The 25,328-nt window shown below is 72.3% G+C and carries 25 protein-coding genes; 8 read left to right on the top strand and 17 right to left on the bottom strand.

From position 1 onward, the window contains the following. Positions 1 to 273 precede the first annotated feature (273 nt). Positions 274 to 1,305, bottom strand: a complete 1,032-nt coding sequence (locus ACFRIC_RS19015) for an NAD(P)/FAD-dependent oxidoreductase (RefSeq protein ID WP_382787050.1) — start codon at positions 1,303 to 1,305, stop codon at positions 274 to 276. A 62-nt stretch (positions 1,306 to 1,367) separates the two neighbouring features. On the opposite strand from ACFRIC_RS19015, the gene ACFRIC_RS19010 reads away from it, so the two are divergent. The 6 genes from ACFRIC_RS19010 to ACFRIC_RS18985 all read left to right on the top strand — a co-directional run bounded on the left by ACFRIC_RS19010 (position 1,368) and on the right by ACFRIC_RS18985 (position 6,982). Then, positions 1,368 to 2,027: a helix-turn-helix domain-containing protein gene (locus ACFRIC_RS19010; protein ID WP_382787047.1), complete on the top strand. Its 660-nt coding sequence runs from the start codon at positions 1,368 to 1,370 to the stop codon at positions 2,025 to 2,027. A 234-nt stretch (positions 2,028 to 2,261) separates the two neighbouring features. Beyond that, positions 2,262 to 3,239, top strand: coding sequence for an NADPH:quinone oxidoreductase family protein (locus ACFRIC_RS19005; RefSeq protein ID WP_382787045.1), 978 nt, complete (start codon positions 2,262 to 2,264; stop codon positions 3,237 to 3,239). Further along, a complete protein-coding gene (locus ACFRIC_RS19000) occupies positions 3,236 to 4,426 on the top strand; it encodes an acyl-CoA dehydrogenase family protein (protein ID WP_382787041.1) in 1,191 nt (396 codons plus the stop codon). Before ACFRIC_RS19005 ends, ACFRIC_RS19000 begins: the two co-directional genes overlap by 4 nt. Beyond that, positions 4,405 to 5,529 carry an acyl-CoA dehydrogenase family protein gene (locus tag ACFRIC_RS18995; protein ID WP_382787039.1) on the top strand — a complete coding sequence of 375 codons (1,125 nt, stop codon included), beginning with the start codon at positions 4,405 to 4,407 and terminating at the stop codon, positions 5,527 to 5,529. The genes ACFRIC_RS19000 and ACFRIC_RS18995 overlap by 22 nt, the downstream gene beginning before the upstream one ends. 290 nt (positions 5,530 to 5,819) lie before the next feature. Next, the gene (locus ACFRIC_RS18990; RefSeq protein ID WP_382787036.1) at positions 5,820 to 6,683 is read left to right on the top strand and encodes a phosphatidylinositol-specific phospholipase C/glycerophosphodiester phosphodiesterase family protein; all 864 of its coding nucleotides are present in this window, start codon (positions 5,820 to 5,822) and stop codon (positions 6,681 to 6,683) included. Positions 6,684 to 6,787: 104 nt separating this feature from the next. After that, on the top strand, positions 6,788 to 6,982 hold the full coding sequence (locus ACFRIC_RS18985) for a hypothetical protein (protein WP_365734568.1): 195 nt from the start codon (positions 6,788 to 6,790) through the stop codon (positions 6,980 to 6,982). Between the two features lie 29 nt (positions 6,983 to 7,011). Here the strand turns inward: ACFRIC_RS18985 and ACFRIC_RS18980 are convergent, their stop codons facing one another. The 8 genes from ACFRIC_RS18980 to ACFRIC_RS18945 form a co-directional block, all read right to left on the bottom strand. After that, positions 7,012 to 8,241: a phosphodiester glycosidase family protein gene (locus tag ACFRIC_RS18980; RefSeq protein ID WP_382787032.1), complete on the bottom strand. Its 1,230-nt coding sequence runs from the start codon at positions 8,239 to 8,241 to the stop codon at positions 7,012 to 7,014. A gap of 75 nt (positions 8,242 to 8,316) precedes the next feature. After that, a complete protein-coding gene (locus ACFRIC_RS18975) occupies positions 8,317 to 8,673 on the bottom strand; it encodes a DUF779 domain-containing protein (RefSeq protein WP_382787029.1) in 357 nt (118 codons plus the stop codon). A gap of 202 nt (positions 8,674 to 8,875) precedes the next feature. Then, complete coding sequence (gene hypE, locus ACFRIC_RS18970) at positions 8,876 to 9,865, bottom strand: hydrogenase expression/formation protein HypE (RefSeq protein WP_382787245.1); 990 nt, start codon at positions 9,863 to 9,865, stop codon at positions 8,876 to 8,878. 73 nt (positions 9,866 to 9,938) lie between these two features. Further along, positions 9,939 to 11,060: a hydrogenase formation protein HypD gene (hypD, locus tag ACFRIC_RS18965; protein ID WP_382787026.1), complete on the bottom strand. Its 1,122-nt coding sequence runs from the start codon at positions 11,058 to 11,060 to the stop codon at positions 9,939 to 9,941. Then, positions 11,057 to 11,395: a HypC/HybG/HupF family hydrogenase formation chaperone gene (locus ACFRIC_RS18960; protein WP_382787023.1), complete on the bottom strand. Its 339-nt coding sequence runs from the start codon at positions 11,393 to 11,395 to the stop codon at positions 11,057 to 11,059. The genes hypD and ACFRIC_RS18960 overlap by 4 nt, the downstream gene beginning before the upstream one ends. Positions 11,396 to 11,425: 30 nt before the next feature. After that, entirely contained in the window at positions 11,426 to 13,786 is a 2,361-nt protein-coding gene (hypF, locus tag ACFRIC_RS18955) for a carbamoyltransferase HypF (protein ID WP_382787020.1), read from the bottom strand. Beyond that, positions 13,783 to 14,652 carry a hydrogenase nickel incorporation protein HypB gene (hypB, locus tag ACFRIC_RS18950; RefSeq protein WP_382787013.1) on the bottom strand — a complete coding sequence of 290 codons (870 nt, stop codon included), beginning with the start codon at positions 14,650 to 14,652 and terminating at the stop codon, positions 13,783 to 13,785. Before hypB ends, hypF begins: the two co-directional genes overlap by 4 nt. Then, the gene (locus ACFRIC_RS18945; protein WP_382787010.1) at positions 14,636 to 15,142 is read right to left on the bottom strand and encodes a hydrogenase maturation nickel metallochaperone HypA; all 507 of its coding nucleotides are present in this window, start codon (positions 15,140 to 15,142) and stop codon (positions 14,636 to 14,638) included. Before ACFRIC_RS18945 ends, hypB begins: the two co-directional genes overlap by 17 nt. Before the next feature lie 88 nt (positions 15,143 to 15,230). Here ACFRIC_RS18945 and ACFRIC_RS18940 point away from each other — a divergent pair, with 88 nt between their 5' ends. Beyond that, positions 15,231 to 15,704, top strand: a complete 474-nt coding sequence (locus tag ACFRIC_RS18940; protein WP_382787008.1) for a helix-turn-helix transcriptional regulator — start codon at positions 15,231 to 15,233, stop codon at positions 15,702 to 15,704. Here the strand turns inward: ACFRIC_RS18940 and ACFRIC_RS18935 are convergent. The 8 genes from ACFRIC_RS18935 to ACFRIC_RS18900 all read right to left on the bottom strand — a co-directional run bounded on the left by ACFRIC_RS18935 (position 15,680) and on the right by ACFRIC_RS18900 (position 23,092). Next, a complete protein-coding gene (locus tag ACFRIC_RS18935; RefSeq protein WP_376453418.1) occupies positions 15,680 to 15,784 on the bottom strand; it encodes a DUF6893 family small protein in 105 nt (34 codons plus the stop codon). The two genes, ACFRIC_RS18940 and ACFRIC_RS18935, sit on opposite strands and share 25 nt — an antisense overlap. 17 nt (positions 15,785 to 15,801) lie before the next feature. Further along, complete coding sequence (locus ACFRIC_RS18930) at positions 15,802 to 16,362, bottom strand: hydrogenase maturation protease (protein ID WP_382787005.1); 561 nt, start codon at positions 16,360 to 16,362, stop codon at positions 15,802 to 15,804. Beyond that, positions 16,359 to 17,798 carry a hypothetical protein gene (locus ACFRIC_RS18925; RefSeq protein ID WP_382787002.1) on the bottom strand — a complete coding sequence of 480 codons (1,440 nt, stop codon included), beginning with the start codon at positions 17,796 to 17,798 and terminating at the stop codon, positions 16,359 to 16,361. Before ACFRIC_RS18925 ends, ACFRIC_RS18930 begins: the two co-directional genes overlap by 4 nt. 1 nt (position 17,799) lies before the next feature. Then, positions 17,800 to 18,441, bottom strand: a complete 642-nt coding sequence (locus ACFRIC_RS18920; RefSeq protein ID WP_382786999.1) for a DUF6084 family protein — start codon at positions 18,439 to 18,441, stop codon at positions 17,800 to 17,802. Then, on the bottom strand, positions 18,438 to 19,175 hold the full coding sequence (locus tag ACFRIC_RS18915; protein ID WP_382786996.1) for a DUF5947 family protein: 738 nt from the start codon (positions 19,173 to 19,175) through the stop codon (positions 18,438 to 18,440). Before ACFRIC_RS18915 ends, ACFRIC_RS18920 begins: the two co-directional genes overlap by 4 nt. Next, complete coding sequence (locus tag ACFRIC_RS18910; protein WP_382786993.1) at positions 19,172 to 20,086, bottom strand: NifU family protein; 915 nt, start codon at positions 20,084 to 20,086, stop codon at positions 19,172 to 19,174. The genes ACFRIC_RS18915 and ACFRIC_RS18910 overlap by 4 nt, the downstream gene beginning before the upstream one ends. 91 nt (positions 20,087 to 20,177) lie before the next feature. Then, on the bottom strand, positions 20,178 to 21,959 hold the full coding sequence (locus ACFRIC_RS18905; RefSeq protein WP_382786991.1) for a nickel-dependent hydrogenase large subunit: 1,782 nt from the start codon (positions 21,957 to 21,959) through the stop codon (positions 20,178 to 20,180). 50 nt (positions 21,960 to 22,009) lie between these two features. Then, the gene (locus ACFRIC_RS18900; protein WP_382786989.1) at positions 22,010 to 23,092 is read right to left on the bottom strand and encodes a hydrogenase expression protein HypE; all 1,083 of its coding nucleotides are present in this window, start codon (positions 23,090 to 23,092) and stop codon (positions 22,010 to 22,012) included. A 368-nt stretch (positions 23,093 to 23,460) separates the two neighbouring features. Here ACFRIC_RS18900 and ACFRIC_RS18895 point away from each other — a divergent pair, with 368 nt between their 5' ends. Beyond that, positions 23,461 to 25,167 (top strand): subtype B tannase, encoded by a 1,707-nt coding sequence (locus ACFRIC_RS18895; protein ID WP_382786987.1) that lies wholly within the window; start codon positions 23,461 to 23,463, stop codon positions 25,165 to 25,167. Positions 25,168 to 25,328 lie beyond the last annotated feature (161 nt).

Genomic DNA, 25,328 nt, shown 5'->3' with positions numbered 1-25,328 from the left:
GCCGCCGGGTCCCGGGCCCCGGGCCTGGGATCGGTCCGGGTGTGTGCCGTCGGGTCGCGGGCCTCGGATCGGACCGGTCTGTGCAGCCGGGCCCCGGGCCTCGTCCCGCCCGCCGACCAGACCGGCCGCGCGGGTCGCCGCGAGCCAGGCGGTGGGCGAGCCTCGCCCGGCGCTCCGCCGCGGGCAGCTTCAGCCACGCGTCGTACACGGGCGTCGCCGCCTACCGTTCGTCCGCCTCGCCGTCCGGGCCGGGTGCGCCCCCGGGCGCTGGTCTCAGCCCTGGCCGCGGGCGATCGCCGCGTCGAGGTCGGCGAAGAGGAGTTCTCCGTTGAGCGTGGCTGCCGCGCGGTACCCGGCGCTCGCGGCGTTCACCACCTGCTCGGCGAAACCGGCGGCGTTGCCGGCCGCCCAGACGCCGGGCACGCTCGTCAGTCCGGTCGGGTCGACGACCGGGTAGCTGCCGAACGGCGTCTCCCGCAGCTCCGCGCCCAGCCGCTCCAGCAGACCGGTCCGCGGCACCGGGCGCGGCGCCACGAACAGCACCGAGCGGTCGTGCGTGGTCCCGTCCGCGAGCCGTACGCCGGTGAGCCGGCCGTCCTCGACCACCAGGTCCGCGACCTCGCCCGGCACCACGGCCACCCCCGCGGCGGCGAGCCTGCGCAGGTCCTCGTCGGAGAGCTCGTCCTCGGCCACCGTGTGCAGGAAGAAGGTGACGTCCTTCGACCACTGGCCGACCATCAACGCCTGGTGCACACTCATCGGCGTCGCGGCCAGCACCCCGAAGGCCTGGTCGCGGACCTCCCAGCCGTGGCAGTACGGGCAGTGCAGCACGTCGCGCCCGAAGCGCTCGGCGACGCCGGGCACCGACGGCATCTCGTCCGCCAGGCCCGTCGTGACGATCAGCCGGCGCGCGTGGACCCTGTCCCCGGAACCGAGCGTCACGTCGAACTCCCCGGCGCCGTCCCGGACGACGTCCGTCACCCGGCCCCGGACGATCTCCACGCCGTACCCCTCGACCTCCCGCCGCCCCTCGGCGAGGAACGCGGCGGGCGGCATGCCGTCGCGGGTCAGATAGCCCTGCATGTGCGCCGCGGGCGCGTTGCGCGGCTCGCCCTCGTCGACGACGAGCGTGCGGCGCCGCGCCCGGCCGAGGACCAGGGCCGCGGAGAGCCCCGCCGTGCCGCCGCCGACGACGACCACTTCGTACGTCCCGGCCGACGGTCCGGCCGCTGCCCCGGCCGCTGTCCCGCCCGCTGTCTCGGCCGCTGTCCCGGTCATTGCCTCGGTCATGGTGACCACCTCCATGGAGAAGGTCGCCCCGAACCCGCCGGATTGACAAACGGCTTTGCCGATTCTGCAATGGAGGGATGAGTGAGGCGGCCCGTGCGGGCGAGAGTGACAGCGGCGGGCGCGACGGCGGTGGGCGCGGTGCGACCGGCGACGCGGCGACGGACGAGGTTCTCGCCGAGGTGGGTCCGCGGCTGCGCCGGATCAGGAAGGAGCGCGGGGCGACCCTCGCGGGGCTGTCCGAGGCCACCGGCATCTCGGTGAGCACGCTCTCGCGTCTGGAGTCCGGCCTGCGCAAGCCCAGCCTGGAGCTGCTGCTGCCCATCGCGCGGGCCCATCAGGTCGCCCTGGACGAACTGGTCGGCGCCCCGCCGGTCGGCGACCCCCGGGTGCGCGCCGAGCCGCTCGTGCGCCACGGCCGTACGTACTGGCCGCTGACCCGTCAGCCCGGTGGACTCCAGGCCTACAAGGTGCTCGAACCGCAGCGGACGGGGGAGCCCGATCCGCGCACCCACGAGGGCTACGAATGGCTGTACGTGCTCTCGGGGCGGCTGCGGGTGGTCCTCGGTGAGCACGACGTCGTGCTGGAGGCAGGTGAGGCGGCCGAGTTCGACACGCGCGTGCCGCACTGGTTCGGCTCGACGGGGGAGGGGCCCGCGGAGTTCCTGAGCCTCTTCGGTCCGCAGGGGGAGCGCATGCACGTACGGGCCCGGCCCAAGACCCGGTCCAAGGAGGAGTGACGGCGGACGCCGGGGCGGCCGGGGTGCGGGGTTCCCTGCGGCGGGGTGGCCGGCGCGCGCGTGCGGCCTGTGCGGTGGGACGGCGGGGTGGCGGGGGTGCGGGCCGACGCGGCGGGGGGCCACGGTCGTGGGGCTTGGTGAAGACGTGGGTCGTTCGCTGTTCCCAGGGCGGCAAGCGACCGCTTAGTATGCGAAGGACCCCGGTCAGCCGACACAGTCCCCTGGAGGCCCCGCATGCAGGCATGGCAAGTGCACCAGAACGGCGAGCCCGCAGAGGCGATGCGCCTCCTGGAGGTGGAGCGGCCGACGCCCGGTGACGGCCAGGTCCTGCTCAAGGTGCGCGCCGCGAACATCAACTTCCCGGACGCCCTGATGTGCCGCGGTCAGTACCAGGTCAGGCCGCCGCTGCCGTTCACGCCGGGCGTGGAGATCTGCGGCGAGACCGAGGACGGCCGCCGGGTGATCGCCAACCCCGCCCTGCCGTACGGCGGCTTCGCCGAGTACGCGGTCGCGGACGCCGCCGCCCTGCTACCGGCGCCCGAGGCCCTCGACGACGCCGAGGCCGCGGCGCTGCACATCGGCTACCAGACCGGCTGGTTCGGCCTGCACCGCCGGGCCCGGCTGGAAGCCGGCGAGACGCTGCTCGTCCACGCGGCCGCCGGAGGTGTCGGCAGCGCGGCGGTCCAGCTCGGAAAGGCGGCGGGCGCGCGGGTCATCGGTGTCGTCGGCGGTGCCGACAAGGCCGCCGTCGCGCGCGAGCTGGGCTGCGACGTCGTCGTCGACCGGCGTTCCGAGGACGTGATCGCCGCCGTCAAGGAGGCGACCGGCGGACGCGGCGCGGACGTGATCTACGACCCCGTGGGCGGTGAGGCCTACACCCAGTCCACGAAGGTCGTCGCCTTCGAGGGCCGGATCGTGGTCGTCGGCTTCGCCAGCGGCTCGATCCCGAGCCCCGCGCTGAACCACGCCCTCGTCAAGAACTACGGCGTCCTCGGCCTGCACTGGGGCCTGTACAACGCCAAGAACCCGAAGCTCGTCCTGCACTGCCACGAGCAGCTCACCGAACTGGCCGCGCGGGGCGCGATCAAGCCGCTGGTGAGCGAGCGGGTGCCGCTGAGCGGGGCCGCCGCCGCCGTGCAGCGGGTCGCCGACGGAGTCACCACCGGGCGGATCGCCGTGGTGCCCACACTGGAGAACGGAGCCGCCGCATGACCGACGCAGCCGAACTGCGCCGCCGCACCCAGGAGTTGCTGGCCGCACACCCGCCCGGGGAGACGGACCGGCTGGACTTCCTCGGGGCCCGTTTCGACGCCGGGCTCGCCTGGGTGCACTACCCCGAGGGCCTCGGCGGCCTCGGCGCCCCGCGCCGCCTCCAGGCCGTCGTGGACGCCGAACTCGCGGCCGCCGGCGCACCCGACAACGACCCCCGGCGGATCGGCATCGGCCTCGGCATGGCCGCCCCGACCATCCTCGGCTTCGGCACCGAGGAGCAGAAGCGCCGCTTCCTGCGGCCCCTGTGGGTCGGCGAGGAGGTGTGGTGCCAGCTCTTCAGCGAGCCCGGCGCCGGCTCGGACCTCGCCGCCCTCGGCACCCGCGCGGTCCGCACCGACGGCGAGGACGGTGACTGGGTGGTCAACGGGCAGAAGGTGTGGACCTCCAGCGCCCACCTCGCCCGCTGGGCCATCCTCATCGCCCGCACCGACCCGGACGTGCCCAAGCACCGGGGCATCACCTACTTCATCTGCGACATGACCGACCCGGGCGTCGAGGTGCGGCCCCTGCGCCAGATCACCGGCGAGGCCGAGTTCAACGAGGTCTTCCTCACCGACGTCCGCATTCCCGACGCGCACCGCCTCGGCGAGGTCGGCGACGGCTGGCGGGTCGCGCAGACCACGCTCATGAACGAGCGCGTCTCCATCGGCGGCATGCGCATCCCGCGCGAGGGCGGCATGATCGGCCCGGTCGCGAAGACCTGGCGCGAGCGGCCCGAACTGCGCACCCACGACACGCACCAGCGGCTCCTGAGGCTGTGGGTCGAGTCCGAGGTCGCCCGGCTCTCCGGCGAACGGCTGCGCCAGCAGCTCGCCCAGGGCCAGCCCGGCCACGAGGGCTCCGGCATGAAGCTCGGCTTCGCCCGGCTCAACCAGGAGATCAGCGGCCTCGAAGTCGAACTCCTCGGCGAGGAAGGCCTGTTGTACGAGGACTGGACGATGCGCCGGCCCGAACTCGTCGACTTCACCGGCCGGGACGCCGGATACCGCTACCTGCGCTCCAAGGGCAACAGCATCGAGGGCGGGACCAGCGAGGTCCTGCTGAACATCGTCGCCGAACGCGTCCTCGGCCTGCCGTCCGAGCCGCGCACCGACAAGGACGTCGCATGGAAGGACCTCGCCCGATGAGCCAGGTGAGCACCGAGCCCGATCTGCTCTACACGGAGGAGGAAGAGGCGCTGCGCGCCGCCGTCCGCGACCTCCTCACCGACCGCTGCGCCGCGGCGGACGTCATCGCCCGCAGCGAGTCGGGCACTCCGCACGACGCCGAGCTGTGGAAGGCGCTCTCGGAGGGCATGGGTCTCGCCGGCCTCCTCGTGCCCGAGGACCGGGGCGGCCAGGGTGCCACGCACCGCGAGGCCGCCGTGGTCCTGGAGGAGCTGGGCCGCGCGGTCGCTCCCGTGCCCTATCTGACCAGCGCCGTGGTCGCGACCGAGGCCCTGCTGGCCTGCGAGGGACCGGCCGCGGCCGAGCTGCTCGCCGCGCTCGCCTCCGGCCGGACCGTGGGCGCCCTCGCGGTCGCCCTGAACGTCGCCCCGGGAGCCGTCCACCGAGCCGTCCGTCTGGAGAACGGTTCCCTGCACGGGGAGCTGACGGGCATCGCCGACGCGGCCGCCGCCGACGTGCTGCTCGTTCCGGCCGAGGACGGCGGGCTGTACGCCGTCGACGCGGACGCCGTCACGATCGTCCCGCAGGTCAGCCTCGACCAGACCCGGCCGCTCGCCCGGATCACCTTCGACTCCGCGCCCGCTCGGCTGCTCACCGCGGACGCGCCCGGTGCCGTACGGCGCGCGCTGCGGGCCGGGGCCGGACTGCTCGCCTCCGAGCAGCTCGGGCTCGCCGACCACTCGTTGACCGAGACGGTCCGCTACCTCAAGGAGCGCAAGCAGTTCAACCGGCCGGTCGGCGGGTTCCAGGCGCTCAAGCACCGGCTCGCCCAGGTGTGGCTGGAGGTCGTCAACACCCGTGCCGCCGCCCGGAACGCGGCCGACGCGCTGGCCACGGCGAGTGCGGACGGCGACGTGGCCGTGGCCGTCGCCCAGGCGTACGCGGCACCCGTCGCCGTACACGCGGCGGAGGAGGCGCTCCAGCTCCACGGCGGCATCGGCATGACCTGGGAGCATCCGGCCCACCTCTACCTCAAGCGCGCCAAGGCCGACTCCATCGCCTACGGCACGGCGGGCGCGCACCGCGAGGCCCTGGCCGAACTGGTCGACCTCCAGGCGCCCTGACAGCGCCTTCCCGCGAGCGCCCTGACGCCACGTCCGGAAGAGCCCGCCCCACCTGGGTCGGGCTCTTCTCGTGCGCCCGTCGCACCCCGGTTCGGAGAGGGCGAGGAGGTCACACCGGACCCCGTCCCGCCCCGCCCCGCTCCGCCCCGCTCCGCCCCGCTCCGCTCCGCTCCGGTGAGGTGAACACGTCACGTCAGTCCGGCCAACTCCCCCCGGAGCGAGGGTCCGCGGCGGCGGGCAGGCTCCATACTCCCTGAGGTCCTGAACGGCATCCTCAAGGGAGGCAGAGCATGGCCCACACCACCCGCCGCAGCGCCCTCACCACCCTCGGCGCCGCCCTCGCGGGCTCGTTCGCGCTGCCCGCGCCGCGAGCTCTCGCGGGCGAGCCGAGGCCCCGGACCCGGCCCTTATGGCGAGCCCACGCGCACAACGACTACGAGCACCCCCGCCCCCTCCTCGACGCGCTCGACCACCGCTTCGGCAGCGTCGAGGCCGACATCTACCTCGTCGGCGACCAACTCCTCGTCGCCCACGACCCGGTGGACCTCGACCCCACCCGCACCCTCGAATCCCTCTACCTCGAACCGCTGGCCGCCCGCGTCAGGGCCGAGCACGGCTCGGTGTACCGGGGCCACCACCGGCCGCTGCAGTTGCTCATCGACATCAAGACCGAGGGCTCCTCGACCTACCTCGAACTCGACCGTCATCTGCGCCGCCACCGGCACCTGTTCACCTCGTACGCCGACGGCAAGGTGCGCCCCGGCCCGGTCACGGCCGTGATCTCCGGGGACCGCGCCGCGCGCGTCCCGATGGAGGCGCAGCCCGAGCGGCTCGCCTTCTACGACGGCCGGCTCGCCGACCTCGGCGGCCCCGCCCCCGCCTCCTTCATCCCGCTGATCAGCGACAACTGGACACTCAACTTCAGTTGGCTGGGCGAAGGCCCCTTCCCCGACGCCGAACGCGAGAAGCTGCGCGGCATCATGGCCACCGCCCACGCGCGCCGGCAGAAGGTCCGGTTCTGGGCCACGCCGGACGTCGCCGGCCCGACACGCGAGGCGCTCTGGAGCGAACTCCTCGCCGCCGGCGTCGACTACTTCAACACCGATGACCTGGGCGGTCTCGAGAAGTTCCTGGACGCCCACGACCGACGGTAGAAGACCACCCGTTCGGGGGGCACGTCAGCCGCCCGGACCAACCCTCCGCTACGCCACACTTGCGGCCGAACGCCGCGAAGCGGACGTGGCGGAGGAGGTTGACGATGGCCATTTCCATCTCTGCGGTGCTGTTTCTCCTGGTGCTGGCGGTGATCTTCCTGCGCAACGGAGGGCTGAAGATCTCCCACGCCCTGGTCTGCGCCCTGCTCGGGTTCCTGCTGGCCAGTACGAGCATGGCCCCGACCATCCACAGCGGGCTCACCGCGACGGCCGACATCGTGGGCAGCCTGACCCCCTGACGCCCCGGTCCTCTCACCCGAGGGGCGCCTCACGGGCCCTCGAACACCCCGATGCCGTTGGGGACCGGACGCTCGGCGCCGCCGCTCGGATGGTTGAGGACACTCACGGCGTCCGCCCCCGGCCACCGGGCGACCATCGTGGTGGATCCGCCGCCGTCCAGGCTGAAGGCGTCCTCGGACCCCAGCCGCTTCATCGCCCCGGTGACCTCGGCGATGGTGAGGCCGGCGCGGAACTGCGGTGCGCCGTCGAGGGCGAGGAGCTGCATCCGGCGCCCGTGGTCGGAGAAGCCGACCGCGGTGCGTACGGCGGCGGTCCGGTCGTCCAGACCCGGCAGCGGCACGCCGTCGGTCATCATCGGATAGCCGCCGAGCGCGAAGCGGTAGGGCACCTTGGAGGACTTCGCGACCAGCCGGTGCCTTACCCCGACCGGCTCGCCCACGGACAGCTTCCGCAGCTTCTGGGCACCCGCCTCGCGGCCGACGAGGACGGTGGTGCCCCGGGCGATGGGTCCGCTCCCCGGAGCGTCGCCCGCGGTCACGACCCGCCCGTGGCGGACCGTCACCTCATAGGTGTCGGTACTGCACGGCGCGGCCCGGTCCGTGTCCGTACCGCAGGTCGCGCGGACCCGCGAGACGCTTCCCCAGTCCGCGGTGAACGCGCCGACGGAGTCGACCGGGAGCGCGTACTGGTTGAACCCGCCCAGCGGCCAGGTGCCCTCGGGACCGCGGACGGATCCGTCGAGGATCACGTCGTCCAGCCGGGCCCGGCGGTCGACGCCCACACCGAACACGTCCTCGGTGTGGGTGCCGGGCGGCAGCGCGGGCCCGAACCGCTGGCCGTCGGGCACCGCGGCCTTGAGCCCCCGTCCGCTCGCGATCGCGGGGCCCACCGTCGCGCCCGTCGCCTCGACACCCGGATGCTGGGTCTCCGTGATGTTGAAGAAGTCGCCGTTGACCCCGGCCACCGCGCCCCGGGAGTCGGCCAGTTGCGACACCGGAGCCCGCGCCGCCACCGCGCCGGGGTAGAGGAGGTCGACCCGCACATGGGGATTGCGCAGATCGACGTTCAGCACATGCGCGTGGGCCACTCCCTTGGCTCCCGGGATGTCCAGCTCCGTGTACGCGACCCCGGGCGCGACACGGGTCGCGCTCTCCGCGGCGTCGGCCGGCGCCGCCCCCGTCAGGGCCGCACCGGCCAGCGCTCCGGTTGCCGTGAAGACCGTCAGTGCCGTTCTGAACCGTCTGCCAAGACGCGTCACGGTGCCCCCTGATGTCTCGTCAACTCTGCCAGGACTCAGGGGAATTGCACCAGAGACGGGGACCCGGCCCGGTGGCTAGACGCCGACGACGCGGGAACGGATCAGAAAACGCACTCCTTCGGGTGCTTCGAGGGAGAAGCCGCTGCCCCGGCCGGCCACGACGTCCACGATGAGCCGCGTATGGCTCCACAGCTCGTACTGGCTCTTCGAGATCCAGAAGGAGACCGGCTCGGCCACCCCCTCGACCTCCAGCTCGGCCATCAGGACGTCGGAACCGCCGGTGCGGAACTCGCCCTCCGGGTAGCACATGGGGGCGCTGCCGTCGCAGCAGCCGCCGGACTGATGGAACATCAGCGGTCCGTGCAGGGTCCGCAGCCGCCGCAGCAGTTCGGCGGCCGCGGGTGTCAGCTCCACGCGTGGGACGACGTCCATCGGCTCTCCCCCTCGGGTCTCGCGGCTGTCGCGCACCAGCCGACCAGACCGGACGTTGCGAGAGGGTTGCACCCGCCCCGGGGTACGGAAAAGGGCCGGTCCCCGGTGACACCCGCGTGATGCGGGTCCGTCACCGAGGACCGGCCTCGGAAGTGTTCGTGCCGGCCGACGGGGCGTCAGCCGTGGGCGTGGACGGGGTGGGTCAGCAGATGCGCGGAAGCTGCTCGCCGAGCGGCATGTCCACCACCCGGGTGCCGCCCAGGCCGGTGGCCGCGACCACCATGCCGGGGTGGTCGGGGACGCAGTGGCCGATCGCCACGGACTCCTTGCCCAGCGGGTGCGCCCGCATCGCCGCGAGCACCGCGTCGGCGTGCTCGGCCGCCACGAACGCGACCAGCTTGCCCTCGTTGGCCACGTACAGCGGGTCCAGACCGAGGAAGGCGCAGGCGTTGGCGACCGTCTCCGGGACGGGCAGGGACCGTTCGTCGAGCCGGATGCCGACCCGTGCCGCCGCCGCGATCTCGTTCAGCGAGGTCGCCAGGCCGCCCCGGGTCGGGTCGCGCAGCACGTGCAGGTCGGGACAGACCGCCAGCATGTCCGCGACCAGACCGGCCAGCGAGGCGGTGTCGCTCTGGATCTCGACGCCGAACTCGAGCCCCTCCCGCACGCTCATGATCGCCACCCCGTGCACCCCGATCGGCCCGCTGACCAGCACCACGTCACCGGGTGCCGCGCGCTGCGGGCGGATGTCGACGCCCTCGGGGATCAGCCCGATCCCGGCGGTGTTGATGAAGACGCCGTCGCCGTGACCGGCGTCGACGACCTTGGTGTCGCCGGTCGCCACCACCACCCCGGCCGTCCGCGCGGCCTCGCCCATCGCCTCGGCCACGCGCCCCACGACGGAGAGCTCGACGCCCTCCTCCAGGATGAACCCGCAGGAGAGGTAGGCCGGAACGGCCCCCGCCATGGCCAGGTCGTTGACCGTTCCGTTGACGGCGAGGTCCCCGATGCTGCCGCCGGGGAAGAACAGCGGCCGTACGACGAAGGAGTCGGTGGAGAAGGCGAGCCGGGCGCCGCCCAGCAGCAGATGGGCGGAGTCGCCGAGTTCGGCCAGCACGTCGTTGCCGAAGGCGGGCGCGAACAGATGCTCCACCAGTTCGGCGGAGAGCGTGCCGCCTCCGCCGTGCCCCATCACGATCCTGTCGTGGTCGCGCAGGGGCGCGGGACAGGTCCAGGAGGAGAAGTCGACCGGAGCGTACGCCGAGTCAGCCAACGGAGCTCGCCTCCTTCTGGTCCGGGCTGTCCAGCCGCCGGTAGAGGTAGTAGGCGGCGCAGGCGCCCTCGCTGGAGACCATGGTCGCGCCCAGCGGATTGCGCGGGGTGCACTCCTTGCCGAAGGCGGCGCACTCGTGGGGCTTGATGAGGCCCTGGAGCACCTCGCCGCTGCGGCAGACGGTCGACTCCTCGGTCTCGATGTCCGTCACCGAGAAGCGGTGCTCGGCGTCGAACTCGCGGTACTTGGGCGACAGCCGCCAGCCGCTCTGCGGGATCATGCCGATCCCGCGCCAGGCCCGGTCGGTCACCTCGAAGACGTCGGCGAGCATGGCGCGCGCCGTGGGGCTTCCCTCGGGCTGCACCGCGCGCGGATAGGCGTTCTCCACGGTGTGCTCACCCGCCTCCAGTTGGCGCACCGCGCGGCGGATGCCCTCCAGGATGTCGAGTGGCTCGAAGCCCGTCACCACGATCGGCACCCGGTGCCGTTCGGCGAGTTCGGGATACTCGGCCATGCCCATCACCGTGCAGACGTGCCCGGCGGCGAGGAACGCCTGGACCCGGCAGTCGGGCGAGTTCATGATGGCGTCGATGGCCGGGGGCACCTTGACGTGCGAGACCAGCAGGCTGAAGTTGGGGATGCCCAGCTTCTTGGCCTGATAGACGGTCATCGCGTTGGGCGGTGCCGTGGTCTCGAAGCCGATGCCGAAGAACACGACCTGCCGGTCGGGGTTCTCCTGCGCGATCTTCAGCGCGTCCAGCGGCGAGTACACGACGCGTACGTCCGCGCCCTCGCTCTTGACCTTGAACAGATCGCGTCCGCTGCCGGGCACGCGCAGCATGTCGCCGAAGGAGCAGAAGATCACGTCCGGGCGGGAGGCGATCTCCAGCGCCTTGTCGATGATCTCCAGCGGGGTCACGCAGACCGGGCAGCCCGGCCCGTGGATCAACTGGATCTCCTCGGGCAGGAGCTGGTCGATGCCGTGGCGGATGATCGAGTGCGTCTGGCCGCCGCAGACCTCCATGAGCGACCAGGGCCGGGTGGTGACCGCCCTGATGTCGTCGAAGAGCCGTTTGGCGAGGACCGGGTCGCTGAACTCGTCCAGGTACTTCATGACCGCGCCTCCTTCTCGACGCCCTCCAGGGGCGGTGGTCCGGTTCCTGCGGGGCGTTCGGCACCGGCGTCCCGGGCCGCCTTGCCCCAGGCGTCGCCGAACTCCTCCTCCAGCACGCCGAGGTTCTCGAAGAGCTCCAGGGTCTGCTTCGCCGACTCCTCGTCCAGCCGCTGCAACGCGAATCCCACATGGACGATGGCGTAGTCACCGACCTTCATGTCCGGCACGTACTCCAGACACACGTCCTTGACGACACCGCCGAAGTCCACCTTGGCCATCCGCGTCGCGTCACGTTCCTCGATCTCCAGCACTCGGCCGGGTACGGCCAGACACATGACTTGCTCCTGCCTCGCTCGTGCGCCGCGCTAGTCCAGCGACCGGGCGGCGACGACGAGCTGACCGAGGGCCAGACCGCCGTCGTTGGGGGGAACCCTGCGGTGCCTCAGCACGGTGAAGCCGTCCCGTTCCAGGACGGCGCCGCAGGCCTCGGTGAGCAGGGCGTTGCAGAACACCCCGCCGCTGAGGGCGACGACGCCGATGCCCGTCCGTGTCCGCGCCACCGTGCACACCTCCAGGACCAGACCGGTCACGGCCCGATGGAACCGACGGGCCACCCGCCCGGCCCCGGAGCCGGATCCGACATCCGCGACGGCGGCGGCCAGGACCGGCGCCGGATCGGCGATCAGCGGCGCTTCGGGGTCCTGACGGACCGTTCTCAGCATGAACCGGTACGCGTCGTTCCGCTCGTCGTCGGCCAGCGGTCCGGCCAGGTCGCCCAGCGCCGCGTTCTCCAGCTCCATGGCGGCCTGCGCCTCGTACTCCACCCGGTGGCAGACGCCCGCGAGCGAGGACACCGCGTCGAAGAGGCGTCCCATGCTGGACGTCGGGACGCAGTTGAACCCCCGTTCGAGCTGCCGTTCGAGCAGTCGCCGCTCCTCGGGTGTGGCGGCCGCGACGCACGGCAGCTCGTCCCTCCACGGCAGTCCCGCGGCCCGCAGGTGCGACAGCGCCATGCGGTAGGGATTGCGTACGGCCGCGTCGCCGCCCGGCAGCGGGACATAGCCCAGATGGGCGAACCGCCGGTATCCGTCGTAGTCGGCGAGCAGTACCTCACCGCCCCACACCGCCCCGTCGTCGCCGTAGCCGGTCCCGTCGAACGCGACCCCGATCACCGGCGTCGAGCCGTCGAGCCCGTGCTCGGCCATCGCCGAGGCGACATGGGCGTGGTGGTGCTGGACCTGGCGCAGCGTCAGTCCGCGGCCCTCGGCGGCGCGCCGTGCCCACAGGGTCGCGCGGTAGCCGGGATGCCGGTCGGCGACGAGCAGGCGCGGCGTGACGGCGGTGAGCTCCGTCAGATGGCCGGTGGCCCGCTCGAAGGCGGTCAGGGTGGCCAGGTCGTCCATGTCCCCGACGTGCGCGGACAGCCAGGCGTAGCGGCCGTCCCCGGCGCAGAAGGTGTTCTTCAGGTCGCCGCCCACCGCCAGCGCCGGGACCACCGGCACCGGCAGCGCGATCGGGAAGGGGGCGTAACCGCGCGAGCGGCGCACCGGCAGCTCGGCTCCCGCGCAGACCCGGACCACCGAGTCGTCGCAGGGCACGTGGATGGGCCGGTCGTGCGCGAGCCAGGCGTCGGCGAGGCCCGCCAGCCGGGTCAGCGCCTCGGCGTCGTCGGTGACGATGGGTTCGCCCGAACGGTTCCCGCTGGTCATGACGAGGACGTCGGGACCGGGCGGGTCACCGGGCAGACCGAGCAGCAGCCGGTGCACCGGTGTGTACGGGAGCATGAAGCCGAGGTCGGGGCTGCCGGGCGCGACGCCCGCCGCGATCTCGTCGCCCGTCCCCGCCCGCCTCCGCAGCAGGACCACCGGCTTGCGCGGCCCGAGGAGCAACTCCCGCTCCTCGGGCCCGACATGGGCCAGCCGCCGGACGGTCTCCAGCGAGCCGGCGAGCACCGCGAAGGGTTTGCCGCCGCGGTTCTTGCGCTTGCGCAGCGTGCGGACGGCCGCGGGATCCGCCGCGTCGCACGCCAGGTGGTAGCCGCCGATGCCCTTGACCGCGACCACGGCGCCCTCGGCCAGCAGCCGGCGGGCCTCGGCGAGTGCCTCCGCGCCCCGCAGTTCGCCCGGATCGTCCGCTCCCGTGCGCAGGGTGAGCCGGGGACCGCAGGCGGGGCAGGCGATCGGCTGGGCGTGGAAGCGCCGGTCGGCGGGAACCGCGTACTCACGGGCGCAGTCCGGGCACATCGGGAAGCCCGCCATCGTGGTGCTGTCCCGGTCGTACGGCAGCGCGGTCACGATGGTGAACCGCGGACCGCAGTGCGTACAGGTGATGAAGGGATGCCGGTACCGCCGGTCGGCGGGGTCCGCGAGCTCACGCAGGCAGGCGTCGCAGGTCGCGGTGTCCGGGGAGACCAGGGTGCGGCCCGGCCCGCCGGAGGAGGGCCGGATGGTGAACACCGGGCCGTCGTTCTCCAGGGGTACCGCCCGGTGCTCGACCGACTCGACGACCGCGAGCGGCGGGGGCCGCGTCCCCACCCGCGCGCAGAACTCGGCCACGTCGGCGGCCGGGCCCTCCACCTCGGCCTCGACGCCCCGCGCGTTGTTGGTGACCCAGCCGCTCAGCCCCAGTTCCTCCGCGAGGGTGTACACGAAGGGCCGGAAACCCACCCCCTGCACCACGCCCGTGACCGTGACGTGCCGGCGCTCGCGCCCTGGGGCCCGTTTCATGGCGCCTGTCCGTCCACCGGGGCGTGTTCGCGGGCATGTTCGTCTCTGCGCTCGTGCTCCTGCTCGTGCTGGTGGTCGTGCGCGGGGCCGTGGCTGTGGCTGTGGTCGCGGTCGTGCGCGTGTTCGTGCGCACCGCCGTTCCCGTCCCCGTTCTCGTGGCTGTGCAGATACCGCTCGTGCTGCCGGGCCAGGACCGGTACGTGCGCCTCCTCGCCGGCCGCGCAGCGCAGGACGTGCGCCAGCAGGGCGTCGACCCCCTGGCCGGTGCGCGCCGAGGTCTCCAGGACCGGCACCCCGGGATTGACCTGGCGGACCCCGCGCAGGAACGCCTCCCGGTCGAAGCCGACGGCGTCCCCGATGTCGGTCTTCGTGATCACGACCAGGTGCGCGAGCCCGAACGCCGTCGGGTACTTGACCGGCTTGTCCTCGCCCTCGGTCACCGACGCGAGCGCGATGCGCAGGGTCTCCCCGAGGTCGTAGGAGGCGGGACAGACGAGATTGCCGACGTTCTCGACGAACAGCAGCCGGGTGCCCTCCGGCAGCCATCCCTCGAGCCGCCGCTGGAGCATGCCGGCCTCCAGATGGCACAGCCCGTCCGTGAGGATCTGCCGCACCGGCGCCCCGGAGCGGGCCAGCCGTGTCGCGTCGTTCTCGGTCGCCAGGTCGGCGGTGACGGCGGCCGCCGGGGTGCCGCCCGCCACGGCGCGCGCGAGCAGCAGTTCCAGCAGGGCCGTCTTGCCGCTGCCGGGACTCGACAGCAGATTCACCGCCACCGTGCCGCGGTCACCCAGGTAGCCCCGCAGGGCCAGCGCGTTCGCGTCGTTCTTGGCGAGTACGGCCTGATGCAGGTCAACGGTGCGGCACATGGCTCGCCTCCTCGTCGCGTACCGGCAGCCCGGGCGGCGCGGACCGCGGCCCGTCGTCCGGGCCCCTTCCGTCCGGGCCCCTTCCGTCCGGGCCCTTCACGCCCTTCTCGTTCCGGGACCCGTTCACGGGCCCGTTCGCGTCCGCCGGCCCGTCGGCCAGCGTCACCCGGACGATCTCCAGCTCCCGGCCGCCGAGCAGGGTCAGCGGTGCCCCGCACCCGGCGCACCACAGCACCGGAGGCATCCCGGTCGCCGCCTCGCGGCCGCAGCCCTCGCAGCGGCCCCGGGCATCGACAGTCTCGATCAGCAGGCGTGCCCCCGCCAGCGCGGTGCCCTCCGCGGCGAGCTCGAACGAGAACTCCAGTGCCTCGGGCACCACGCCCGCGAGCTCGCCGATCCGCAGGGTCAGTGACACGACCGCGCGGCCCTGTTCCCGCACGGCCTCCTCGACCTGTTCGACGACCGCCACGGCGATCGACAGCTCATGCACGGACCTCACCTCCCGCCGCCGGTCCGCCACGCGGTGCCGCCGCGCCCGGATGTGAGGCCCGCGCATGGCTGGTTACCCTGAGAACACGATGACCGGGCAAGAGGTCGAGAGACGCGCTCTGCTCACCCCGGTGCTGCTCCTGTTGCTGGCCGAACGCCAAGGTCATGGCTATGAACTGGTGCAGCGCCTGGGAGCTTTCGGCTGCGGCGACGCGGACCAGGCGCACGTGTACCGGCTGCTGCGGGGCATGGAGAGCAGCGGTGAGGTCACCTCGCACTGGCGCGCCTCGGAGAGCGGCCCCGCACGCCGCGTCTACGCGATCACCCAGCAGGGCGCCATGAACCTCGCCCTGTGGTTCGTGCGCCTGGGTGAACTCCACGGCACCCTGCATCTTTTCCTGGAGCGCTATGTGCAGCTCGAGGACGTCGGTGGCCGCGCCGGTCGCGACGGCGGGAGTCCCCGGGACGGCGGGAGTCCGCGCGCCGGAGCCCGTCCGCCGGATCACGCACGCCCGCCGGATCACACGCATCCGCCGGATCACATGCGCCGCATGCGCAAGTAGCGGCGGATGTCCGACAGGTTCCTCGCGACTCCGTAGGCCACTACGAGGCCCGCGGCCAGGCCAACCCATTGCCATTCCATCCTTGCCTCCATCGTGGTCAGCTCCTCTGGGGTACAGAGGGAGCGCGGTGTACGAGGTCGAGCACCAGGTCGGCGGCGGCGTCCACGGCACCGGCCACCGGGGGAGTCAGGCCCATGCCCTCGCCTGTGTCGAGGGGTTCGCAGCCGATGACGTACACCTCCTCGGGGAGGGTGCCGCCCGCACCGGCGTGCAGGTCGTGCAGCAGGGCCAGCACGGTGGCGGGGTCCATGGCGTGCGTGTCCAGCGGACCGGGTGCGTTCCCCGCCGTGGGGGGTTCGGGGCCGACGTCGATCGTGTAGAGCGTGCCCGGCGGGCCTCCGCGGCTGACGAGGTCCACGAGCACGAGCGTCCGGTACCCCTCCAGCAGCCGGTAGGCGAGATGCACCCCGCGGATGCCGGCGTCCATCAGTTCGACGCCGGTCGGCAGTCCGGGCGCACGGGCGGCGAGCCGTCGTACGGTCTCCACCCCGAACCCGTCGTCCTGGAGGAACACGTTGCCGACTCCGGCGACCAGAATCCGGCCGGTCGCGTGCTCCGCGGCCGGACCGGAGGGGCCGCTGTGCGGGGATCCGGTCATGTCGCCTCCTCCTCCCGCTCCTTCAGCGGTGCCACCTCGTCGGGCTTGAAGTAGAGGAAGCGGCCCTGGGCCCGGCGTACGTCGGTGCCCGGGTCGTCGTCCACGACGACGGCGAGATGCGTCTCGCCGTCGAGGTCGCCGACCACGGCCTCGACCGTGGCGTGCCGGCCGTGCAGGAAGGAGTCCTGGGCGTCGGAGCGCCGGGCGCCGGGGGTGAGCCTGACCCTGCTGCCGGCGCGTACCGTCTCGCCGTCCACGACGACGGCGTCGGGCACCTCGGCGGCCTCGGCGTCCTGCGCCGGATCCCACCAGGGATGCCCGGGACCCTGAGGGAGAGTCGGTCCGGTGTCGGGGGCGGCGGGCCGCGGTTCGCCCGCGGGGCCGTCGCCGGTGACCTCGCGCAGCCCCCGGATCGCCCCGTGCAGCCGTTCGCGGACCGCGCCCGGCATGGCGTCGACCAGGTCGATGACGTCGGCGGCGCGGGCGTCCGTGCCGCGGGCCTCGCGCTTCTCCCGATCGGTGAGCGCGGCCGTGCGCAGCGAGAGGATCTCGTCGATCTCGGTGGCGTCGTAGAGGGGCCCGGGACTCTCCTCGGCGACGGCGGGATGGTCCTCCAGGATGATCGGCGAGGACAGCATGACGTCGTCCGCGCCGGGCGGGCCCGCGAGCACGGGCCAGGTGCTCTCGTTCCGGCAGCTCGCGGCGGCCGGGCGGGCCCACTCCGGCGGGTCCGTCAGCGACAGGAACCGTCCGCCGGGTACGCCGAACAGCAGATGGGTGCCGATCAGGCTGTGGGCCAGGGCGGTCTCGCGGTCGGCGTCCTCCCGCTCCGTGACGGCGGTCGTGTTGTGCACACTCACCGTGAGCCGCAGCACCCGGTAGGGTCCGGGCAACTCCTCGACACGCGGCCGCAGTTCTCCCGTCAGTCGCTTTCTGCGCCGCACCAGACGGCCCAGCGTCCGGCCCTCGGCGTCGGTCACCGGTTCGTACTCCACGGCGTCGGGGAGGTCGAACCGTACGGCGTGGACCGGTGCCTGATCGCCCGTCAGCTTGTCGAGCGCTTCATGGATCAGGACACGCTCCTCGTGTCCCTCGTCCCACGGGACCAACACCCGGTCGGGCAGGTCGAGTTCGGGAACCTCCGTGTATCCGCCGTCCGCGTCGAGCCGTTCGACCGTGCGTCGCCGCACGTGCAGGAACCGCAGTTCGGCGTGGAGCCGGTCGCCCTTGCGGGGCTCCAGCAGGCACTCGGTGCGCTGGACGGAGTGTTCCCCGGTCGTGGCGGTCCAGGCGGGCGGCACCAGGACGCCGAACTGCCAGCGCAGTTGGTTTTTCGCGGCGGAGGCACGGTAGGGGTAGAGGACGTATCCCTCGAACAGGACGGCGTCCGCCACCGCCCGGGCCCGTTCGAAGCGGTCCTCCAGCGGATTGCTCATCTCAGTCGGCCCCCTTCGCGTCGGCGGTGGCGAGGAGTTCGTCGAAGACCCGCTCCCAGGAGGGCAGGGCGCGCGCGGACCGGTAGCGGCGCAGGGCGTCCAGGACGTCCAGCCGGACGCGGAGCCAGCCCGAGTTGGGGAAGTACTGCTCGATCATGTTCCGCCACACGTCCACCGGCATCCGGTACGACGTCTCCTTGTGCCAGGGCACGGGCTCGGCCCGGAAGCCGTCGCGGCCGGTGAACACCGTGCCGGAGAACAGCAGGAGCAGCGGGACCTCGCCGCGGGACAGGGCCCGGAAGTACGACGCGGACGCGACCTCGGTGTCGTAGGTGCAGGGCACCGGGAGATCCACCTCGGTCGAGCCGGTGAACCCCGGGACCGTGATGGAGGTGTGGGCGAACTGGAGCGGCTTGAGCGTGCTGCTCCAGCGGCTCGGCTCACCGAACAGGTCGCCCAGCATGCCGACCTCCTCGGGATCGTAGGACCGACCGGCGGGCTCGATACGGATCTGGCAGCGCAGCGCGACGGCGTGCACCGGCTGGTGGTCCGCCTCCTCGATGCGCAGCCCGAACAGCAGCGTGGGCCCGGCGCCGAACGGTTCGGGGCGCACACCGGTGCAGGTGAACTGGAGATCGGTCACGGGGCGCCCCCGGAGCTCTCCGCGTTCCCGGCGCTCTCGACCTTTCCGGCGCTCTCGACGTCCCCGGAGGTCCGCGCGCTCCCGGTCCTCTCCAGGCTCCCGGAGTCGTCCCCGCTTCCCGCGTGCTCCAGCGGCCGGGCGCTCGCGGTGATCCGTTCCAGGAACTCCGCGATGTCCGCGCGGGCCTCGGCACCGCCGTCGAAGCCCTTCCAGTGCAGCCGCATCCGTCCGACCAGTTCGTAGCAGACGTCGACCGGGACGAGTGTGCAGGTCACCGCCCCGCCGCGGCCGCGGTGCAGCAGCAGCGCCTCCACATCGGGTTCCAGCAGCCCCGCCAGCTCGCTGCGGCCGAGCACCGCGTCCCAGGTCGCCGGGTCGAGTTCGCTCTCGGTGGCGCCCGCCGGGCTCGGATAGAAGGCGGCGAGCCGGCCGAGCTCGGAGTTGCGGAAGAAGAAGGCGAGCGCGACGGGGATCTGCAGCCGGTTCCAGTCGGCCTCGTCCAGGACGAACCCGGGGTCGGTGAGATACCGGTCCGGGACCGCCCGGAACCGGCCCTGTCCCGCGCCCGGCCGGGTGAACAGCAGATGGCAGGGCGGGCAGGAGCACTTCAGGGACCGCCGGGAGGTGTCCACGAGATGCCGGTGTTCGGCCGGCAGCGGCTCCCCGCACAGGTCGCAGCGCTCGCCCTCGGGCGGTGGCCTGCGCTTGAACTGCCTGAGGATGTCGGTGGTCACGGTCCCGCCCCCAGCAGCTCACCGGGCAGTGCCACCCGCACCGACCCGTCCTCCTCCTCCAGCAGGGGTACGGGCTCCAGATGGCCCTGGTCGCCCCGGCCCGCCCGGCGGACGTCGAAGGTGGCGCCGCAGCCCGCGCAGACCAGCAGTTCACCGTCCAGGACGGCTCCGGCGAGGCCCGCCGCGCACAGGGGGCAGCGGTCGCGGTACGCGTACAACTGGCCCGGCAGACGGATCAGCAGGAGGGCGCGGCCCGCCACCTCGGTGACTCCGGTGCCGCCGTCGCCCGCAGGCAAGGAACCCGGGACGAGTTCGTACCAGCGCGCCGCCTCGCCCGGTCCCGCGGAGGGCGCCGCCTCGCCCGGGGCGTCGTCCGGGCGGTGCGGCAGGATCTGCAGCAGCGCCGGCTCCGGGCTCCCGTCGGTCATGCCCTCGACCTCGATGTGGGCGATCTCGGGTGCGATCCGGGCGACCGCCTCCTCGATGGTCCAGCGCACGGTCTGGGTGGAGGACGGACAGCCGTCGCAACTGCCGCGCAGCCTGAGCCGCAGCGTCGGACCGTCGGCGGTCTCCAGGTCGAGGCCCGCCACCTCCACGTCACCCGCGTGCGAGCCGAGGTAGGGGCGGACCTTGTCGAGGGCGCGGCCCACCCGGGTCGCGGTGTCCTCGGGGTGCAGATCGTGCAGGATCAGCAGGTCACTGACGAGTTCGTCGGCGGTGAGGACGGCGAGGGGATCCGCGCCGTCCGGGGCGGAGCGCAGCAGGCGTACGGTCCGGGCCAGGCCCTCGCCGTAGAACTCCATGAGGCAGCGCACCAGTTCGTCCGCGATGTCGCGCGCCTCCGGTCCCGCCCGCTGCGCCAGCTCGTCGAGCAGCGCGCCTATCCGCTCGCCCGTCTCCTGTCCGGCCATCGGCAAGCCCCTCTCCTGAGGAAGGTCGATCGCGAGGAAGGACGGATCGCGATGAACGTCGGATCGCGATGAACGTCGGATCCCGGGAAGGTCAGCCGGCCAGTCCGCTCAGCCCCGTCGGCAGGTGCGTCTGCTCCACGGTCCGCCCGCCGCCGACGTACATGTGCACACCGCACGGCAGACACGGGTCGAAGCTGCGGACGGCCCGCATGATGTCGATGCCCTTGAAGTTCTCGGGCGGGTTCTCCTCGAAGATGGGCGTGTTCTGCACCGCGTCCTCGTACGGGCCCGGTGTGCCGTAGCTGTCGCGCACACTGCCGTTCCACGGGGTCGGCGGGTACGGGTGGTAGTTGGCGATCTTGCCGTCCCTGATCACCATGTGGTGGGAGAGCACACCCCGGACGGCCTCGGTGAAGCCGCAGCCGATCGACTCGTCCGGCACGTCGAACTTCTCCCAGGTCTGGGTACGTCCGGCCCGTACCTCCTCCATCGCCTGCTCGGCGAAGTGGAGGGCGGCAGCGGCGGCGTACGCCTGGAAGTAGGTGCGGGCCCGGTTGCGTTCGAGGGCGTTGCTCCACTGCGGGATCTTCCACTCGAGCGCCATCTCGGGCTTGGTCATCGTGCGTGGCAGATTGATCTGCACGCTGTGCCCGGTGGCCTTGATGTAGCCGATGTCGACGAGACCGGAGAGCGCCGTGGACCACAGCCGGGCGATCGGGCCGCCGCCGGTGTCCAGGGCCAGGTGGTCGGTGCCGTCGAACCAGCGCGGCGACATGACCCAGCTGTACTTGTCGTCGAAGTCCCGCTTCTGCGGGGCCGGGATGGTGTGCTGGTTCCACGGGTGCCGCTCGTCGATGGGGTTCCCGAGCGGGTCCCGCTCGACGAACTTCTCCATGCCCGACCAGTCCTCGTAGTACGAACTGCCGAGCAGGATGCGGATGCCGAGGTTGATGTCGACGAGGCTGTTGGTGACCAGCTTGCCGTCCACGACGACGCCCGGGGTGACGAACATCCGCCGGCCCCAGTTCTCCATGTTGGCGTACTGGAAGTCGCAGTACTCCGGGTCGTTCAGGGCGCCCCAGCAGCCCAGCAGCACCCGGCGCCTGCCCACGTCCTCGTACCCGGGCAGGGCCTCGTAGAAGAAGTCGAAGAGGTCGTCGTGCAGCGGGACGACCCGCTTCATGAACTCCACGTAGCGGGTGAGCCGGGTCAGATAGTCGGTGAAGAGCTGGATCGTCGCGACCGTGCCGACACCGCCCGGGTAGAGCGTGGAGGGGTGCACATGGCGTCCCTCCATCAGGCAGAACATCTCCCGGGTGTAGCGGCTGACCTGGAGCGCCTCACGGTAGAACTCGCCCTCCAGCGGGTTGAGCGAGCGCATGATGTCGGCGATGGTGCGGTAGCCGTGGTCGGCCGCGTGCGGGGCCTCGGTGCGCTCGGCCTGTTCGAGCACGCCGGGGTTGGTCTCGCGGACCATCCGCTCGCAGTAGTCCACGCCGACCAGGTTCTCCTGGAAGATGTTGTGGTCGAACATGTACTCCGCGGCCTCGCCGAGGTTGATGATCCACTCGCCGAGGTGCGGGGGAGCCACGCCGTACGCCATGTTCTGGGCGTAGACCGAGCACGTGGCGTGGTTGTCGCCGCAGATGCCGCAGATCCGGCTGGTGATGAAGTGCGCGTCGCGCGGGTCCTTGCCGCGCATGAACACGCTGTACCCGCGGAAGACGGACGAGGTGCTGTAGCACTCCGCGACCCGCTTCGCCTTGAAGTCGATCTTGGTGTGGATGCCGAGACTGCCGACGATGCGGGTGATCGGGTCCCACGACATCTCCGTGAGGCCGTCACCGGCCGGCTTGTTCGTCGCCGTCGCCATGGTGCCGCGCCACCTTCCTGTCGAGTGTCCTGCTCAGCGGGTGTCCGTGGTCACCACGGGGCCTTGTAGCCGGTCGTGAGCTCCTCGCCCTTGCCGCGCCACTTCGGTTCCTTGTCGACGGTCTTCGCGGTGATGTTCCGCAGGCGTCGTATGACGGATCCGTAGATACCGCTCGCCGTCGCGGACACATGGCCGCCCGGCGGCTCGTCCATGAACGGCATGAACTTGTCGGGGAAGCCCGGCATGGTGCAGGCGATGCAGATCCCGCCGACGTTCGGGCAGCCGCCCACGCCGTTGATCCAGCCGCGCTTGGGCACGTTGCACTTGACCACCGGGCCCCAGCAGCCGAGTTTGACCAGGCACTCGGGAGATCCGTACTCGTTCGCGAACTGCCCCTGCTCGTAGTAGCCGGCGCGGTCGCAGCCCTCGTGGACCGTGGCCCCGAACAGCCACGTCGGCCGCAGCTCCTCGTCGAGCGGGATCATGGGTGCCGCGCCCGCCGCCTGGTACAGCAGGTAGAGCAGGGTCTCGGAGGCGTTGTCCGGGTGCACGGGGCAGCCCGGGATGCAGACGATCGGAATGCCGGCCTTGGACTTCCACTCCCAGCCGAGGTAGTCCGGCACCCCCATCGCGCCGGTCGGGTTCCCGGCCATCGCGTGGATGCCGCCGTACGTCGCGCAGGTGCCGATGGCGACCACGGCGAGCGCCTTGGGGGTGAGCCGGTCCAGCCACTCGCTGGTGGTGATCGGCTGACCCGTCTCCGGATCGTCGCCGAAGCCGCACCAGTAGCCCTCCGGCTTGACCCGCTCGTTCGGGATGGACCCCTCGACGACCAGCACGAAGGGCTCCAGCTCGCCCCGGTCGGCCTTGAAGAACCATTCGACGAAATTGTCGGCGCCCTCCACGGGCCCGCACTCGAAGTCGATCAGCGGCCAGTGGACCGCCACCTTGGGGAGCCCCGGCAGCGCGCCGAGGGCCAGTTCTTCGATGCTCGGCTGGGTCGCGGCGGTCAGCGAGACCGAATCCCCGTCGCAGCTCAGCCCCGCGTTGATCCAGAGAATGTGGACGGTCGGGTCCTCCTGCGCGTCGTCCTGCGCGGCCGGGCCCGCCGTCGTCGCGGTCGGGGCGTCCATGAGCCCTCCTGGGATCAGCTCATTCAGGTCATAGCTGGCCAAACAGCCTCTCCCATGGTGACCGCCAGGAGGCGTCGCCGGTAAGTGCGAACGGGCCCTATCGCCGTCCCGCACCCCCGTCGCGGCGGAGGCGTGCCGTGGGGCGGCCGCCGGATGGCGCGAAATGTTCGCAAAATTGCTGGGTATTTTGTTAACAATCTTGTAGCGTGCGTGACGCCTTGGGCCCGAGGTGTCAGTGGATCACTCGATACGCAACAAGAGGAGACCCCATGCAGTCGCTCTCGGAATCCTCCGGTCGAGCAGGCTCCGCCCGCCCGGCGGGTGAAGCGGAAGGACGCGCCCCCGGCCGCGGGCGTCGTGTGCGGGGCATGGCGATAGCGGGCTCACTCGCCCTGACGGCGCTCGCGATGCCCTCGTCCGCGGTGGCCGCCCAGGGGCACCCCGCGTCGCACGCACACGTCGTGGACCCGGAGGACGCCGCTCTGGCCTTCGACGCCGCCGCCTACACGACGCTCACCGTGACCGTCGACGGGCAGCCGGTCAAAGTCCGCTCCTACAAGGAACTCTGCTACGTCGCCGCCCCGGTCGCCGCGGCCGCGCAGCAGTCCGGCATCAACGGCACCACCACCATCGCGAACACGCGCTGCGGCTACGAGAGCATGAACGTCTTCGTGCCCGAGAGCGCCTTCGACGACCAGCGCGCGCCGGTCTACTTCGCGGTGAACAACGCCGGCTGGATGGCCAGTTACATCCGGGCGAGCGTCGCCGACGGCGCGTCCTACAACAGCGCGACGAGCAACGTCGGCGCGGCGCTGAAGGCCGGGTACGTCTTCGTGGACGTCGCCAACCGCAGCCGAGGCCTGGTCGGCGCCGACGGGTCCTCGCCGGGCAAGGCCCCCGCCGCGGTGGTCGACGCCAAGGCCGCGGTCCGCTACCTCCGCCTCAACGACGCCGTCATGCCCGGCAGCGCCGAGCGGATCGTCGTCAACGGCACGAGCGGTGGCGGCGCGCTGTCCTCGATCCTGGGCGCCTCGGGCAACAGCGCCGAGTACGACTCCTACCTCGCCGCGATCGGCGCCGCGGGCATCGACTCCAAGGGCCGCAGCACCCTGCGCGACGACGTGTTCGCGGTCGACGCGTACTGCCCGATCACCGACCTCGGCAACGCCGACACGGCCTACGAATGGCTCTACAACGTCCTTGGCACCCGCGACGCGACCGGCTCGAACGCCACGCCCGAGGACGCCGCCGAGATCGCGGCCGGGTTCCCCGCGTACGAGAAGAGCCTCAAGCTCCGCAACCCCGACGGTTCCAGGCTCACCGCCGACGACATGCTCGACACGATCAAGAAGGAGGTGATCCGCTCCGCGGAGACCTACATGAAGGCCGACCCGGCCAACACCGTTCCGGCGCTCGGAGCCACCTTCGACATCACCTCCGGCGGGCCGGGCGGGACGACCACGAAGTCGTACGTGAACGACTGGATCGACGTCGACAACGCGGCGGACAAGGTGCTGTCGGTCGACATGGCGAAGTACCTGGCGTTCGTCGCCACTCAGGCCAAGCTGAAGACGACGCCCGCCTTCGACGCCGTCGGCGTGCACGGGAACACCACCAGCGGGACCGAGACCAACCTCTTCGGCCCGTACACCCAGACGTACATGAACTACACCGAGTGGAGCTGGAACCACAACGACGTCGCCGGCGACGGCAGCGGCATCGACGACACCGGGCTGACCTGGGACCAGTACACCGGTAAGAAGAGCACGACCCTCGACGACCAGATCCATCTGATCGACCCCATGGACTTCGTCGGCACGAGCGCCGACACCGCGCCGAACTGGTACGTCCGCAACGGCACCCGCGACCGGGACACCTCCTTCATCATCTCGGTCAACCTGGACCGGGCGCTGGAGGCGGACAAGCAGGTCAAGAACGTCGACTACCGGCTCGCCTGGAACCAGCCGCACGCCGGCAACTACGACGTGCCCGAGGTCATGGCCTGGATCGCCGAGGTGGCCGCCGAGGCCGGCGACCCGCTCGCCCCTCCGCACCACGGCCCCGCCCCGCGCTAGGGCCCGCCCTTCGGGCGACGACGCGCATTGTCGGACAGGCCCTGGCCGCACCGGCCGAGCCGATCGTGAGCCGCCGGGTCCCGTCCATGGGCGGGACCCGATCCGGGGGGTGGCCGGGCCGGGGGGTGGCCCGGCCGGGCCGGGGGAGTGCCCGGAGCCTT

This window comes from Streptomyces sp. NPDC056738 (genome assembly GCF_042790435.1).
GTDB lineage: Bacteria > Actinomycetota > Actinomycetes > Streptomycetales > Streptomycetaceae > Streptomyces.
This window is presented reverse-complemented; position numbering and strand designations above follow the sequence as displayed.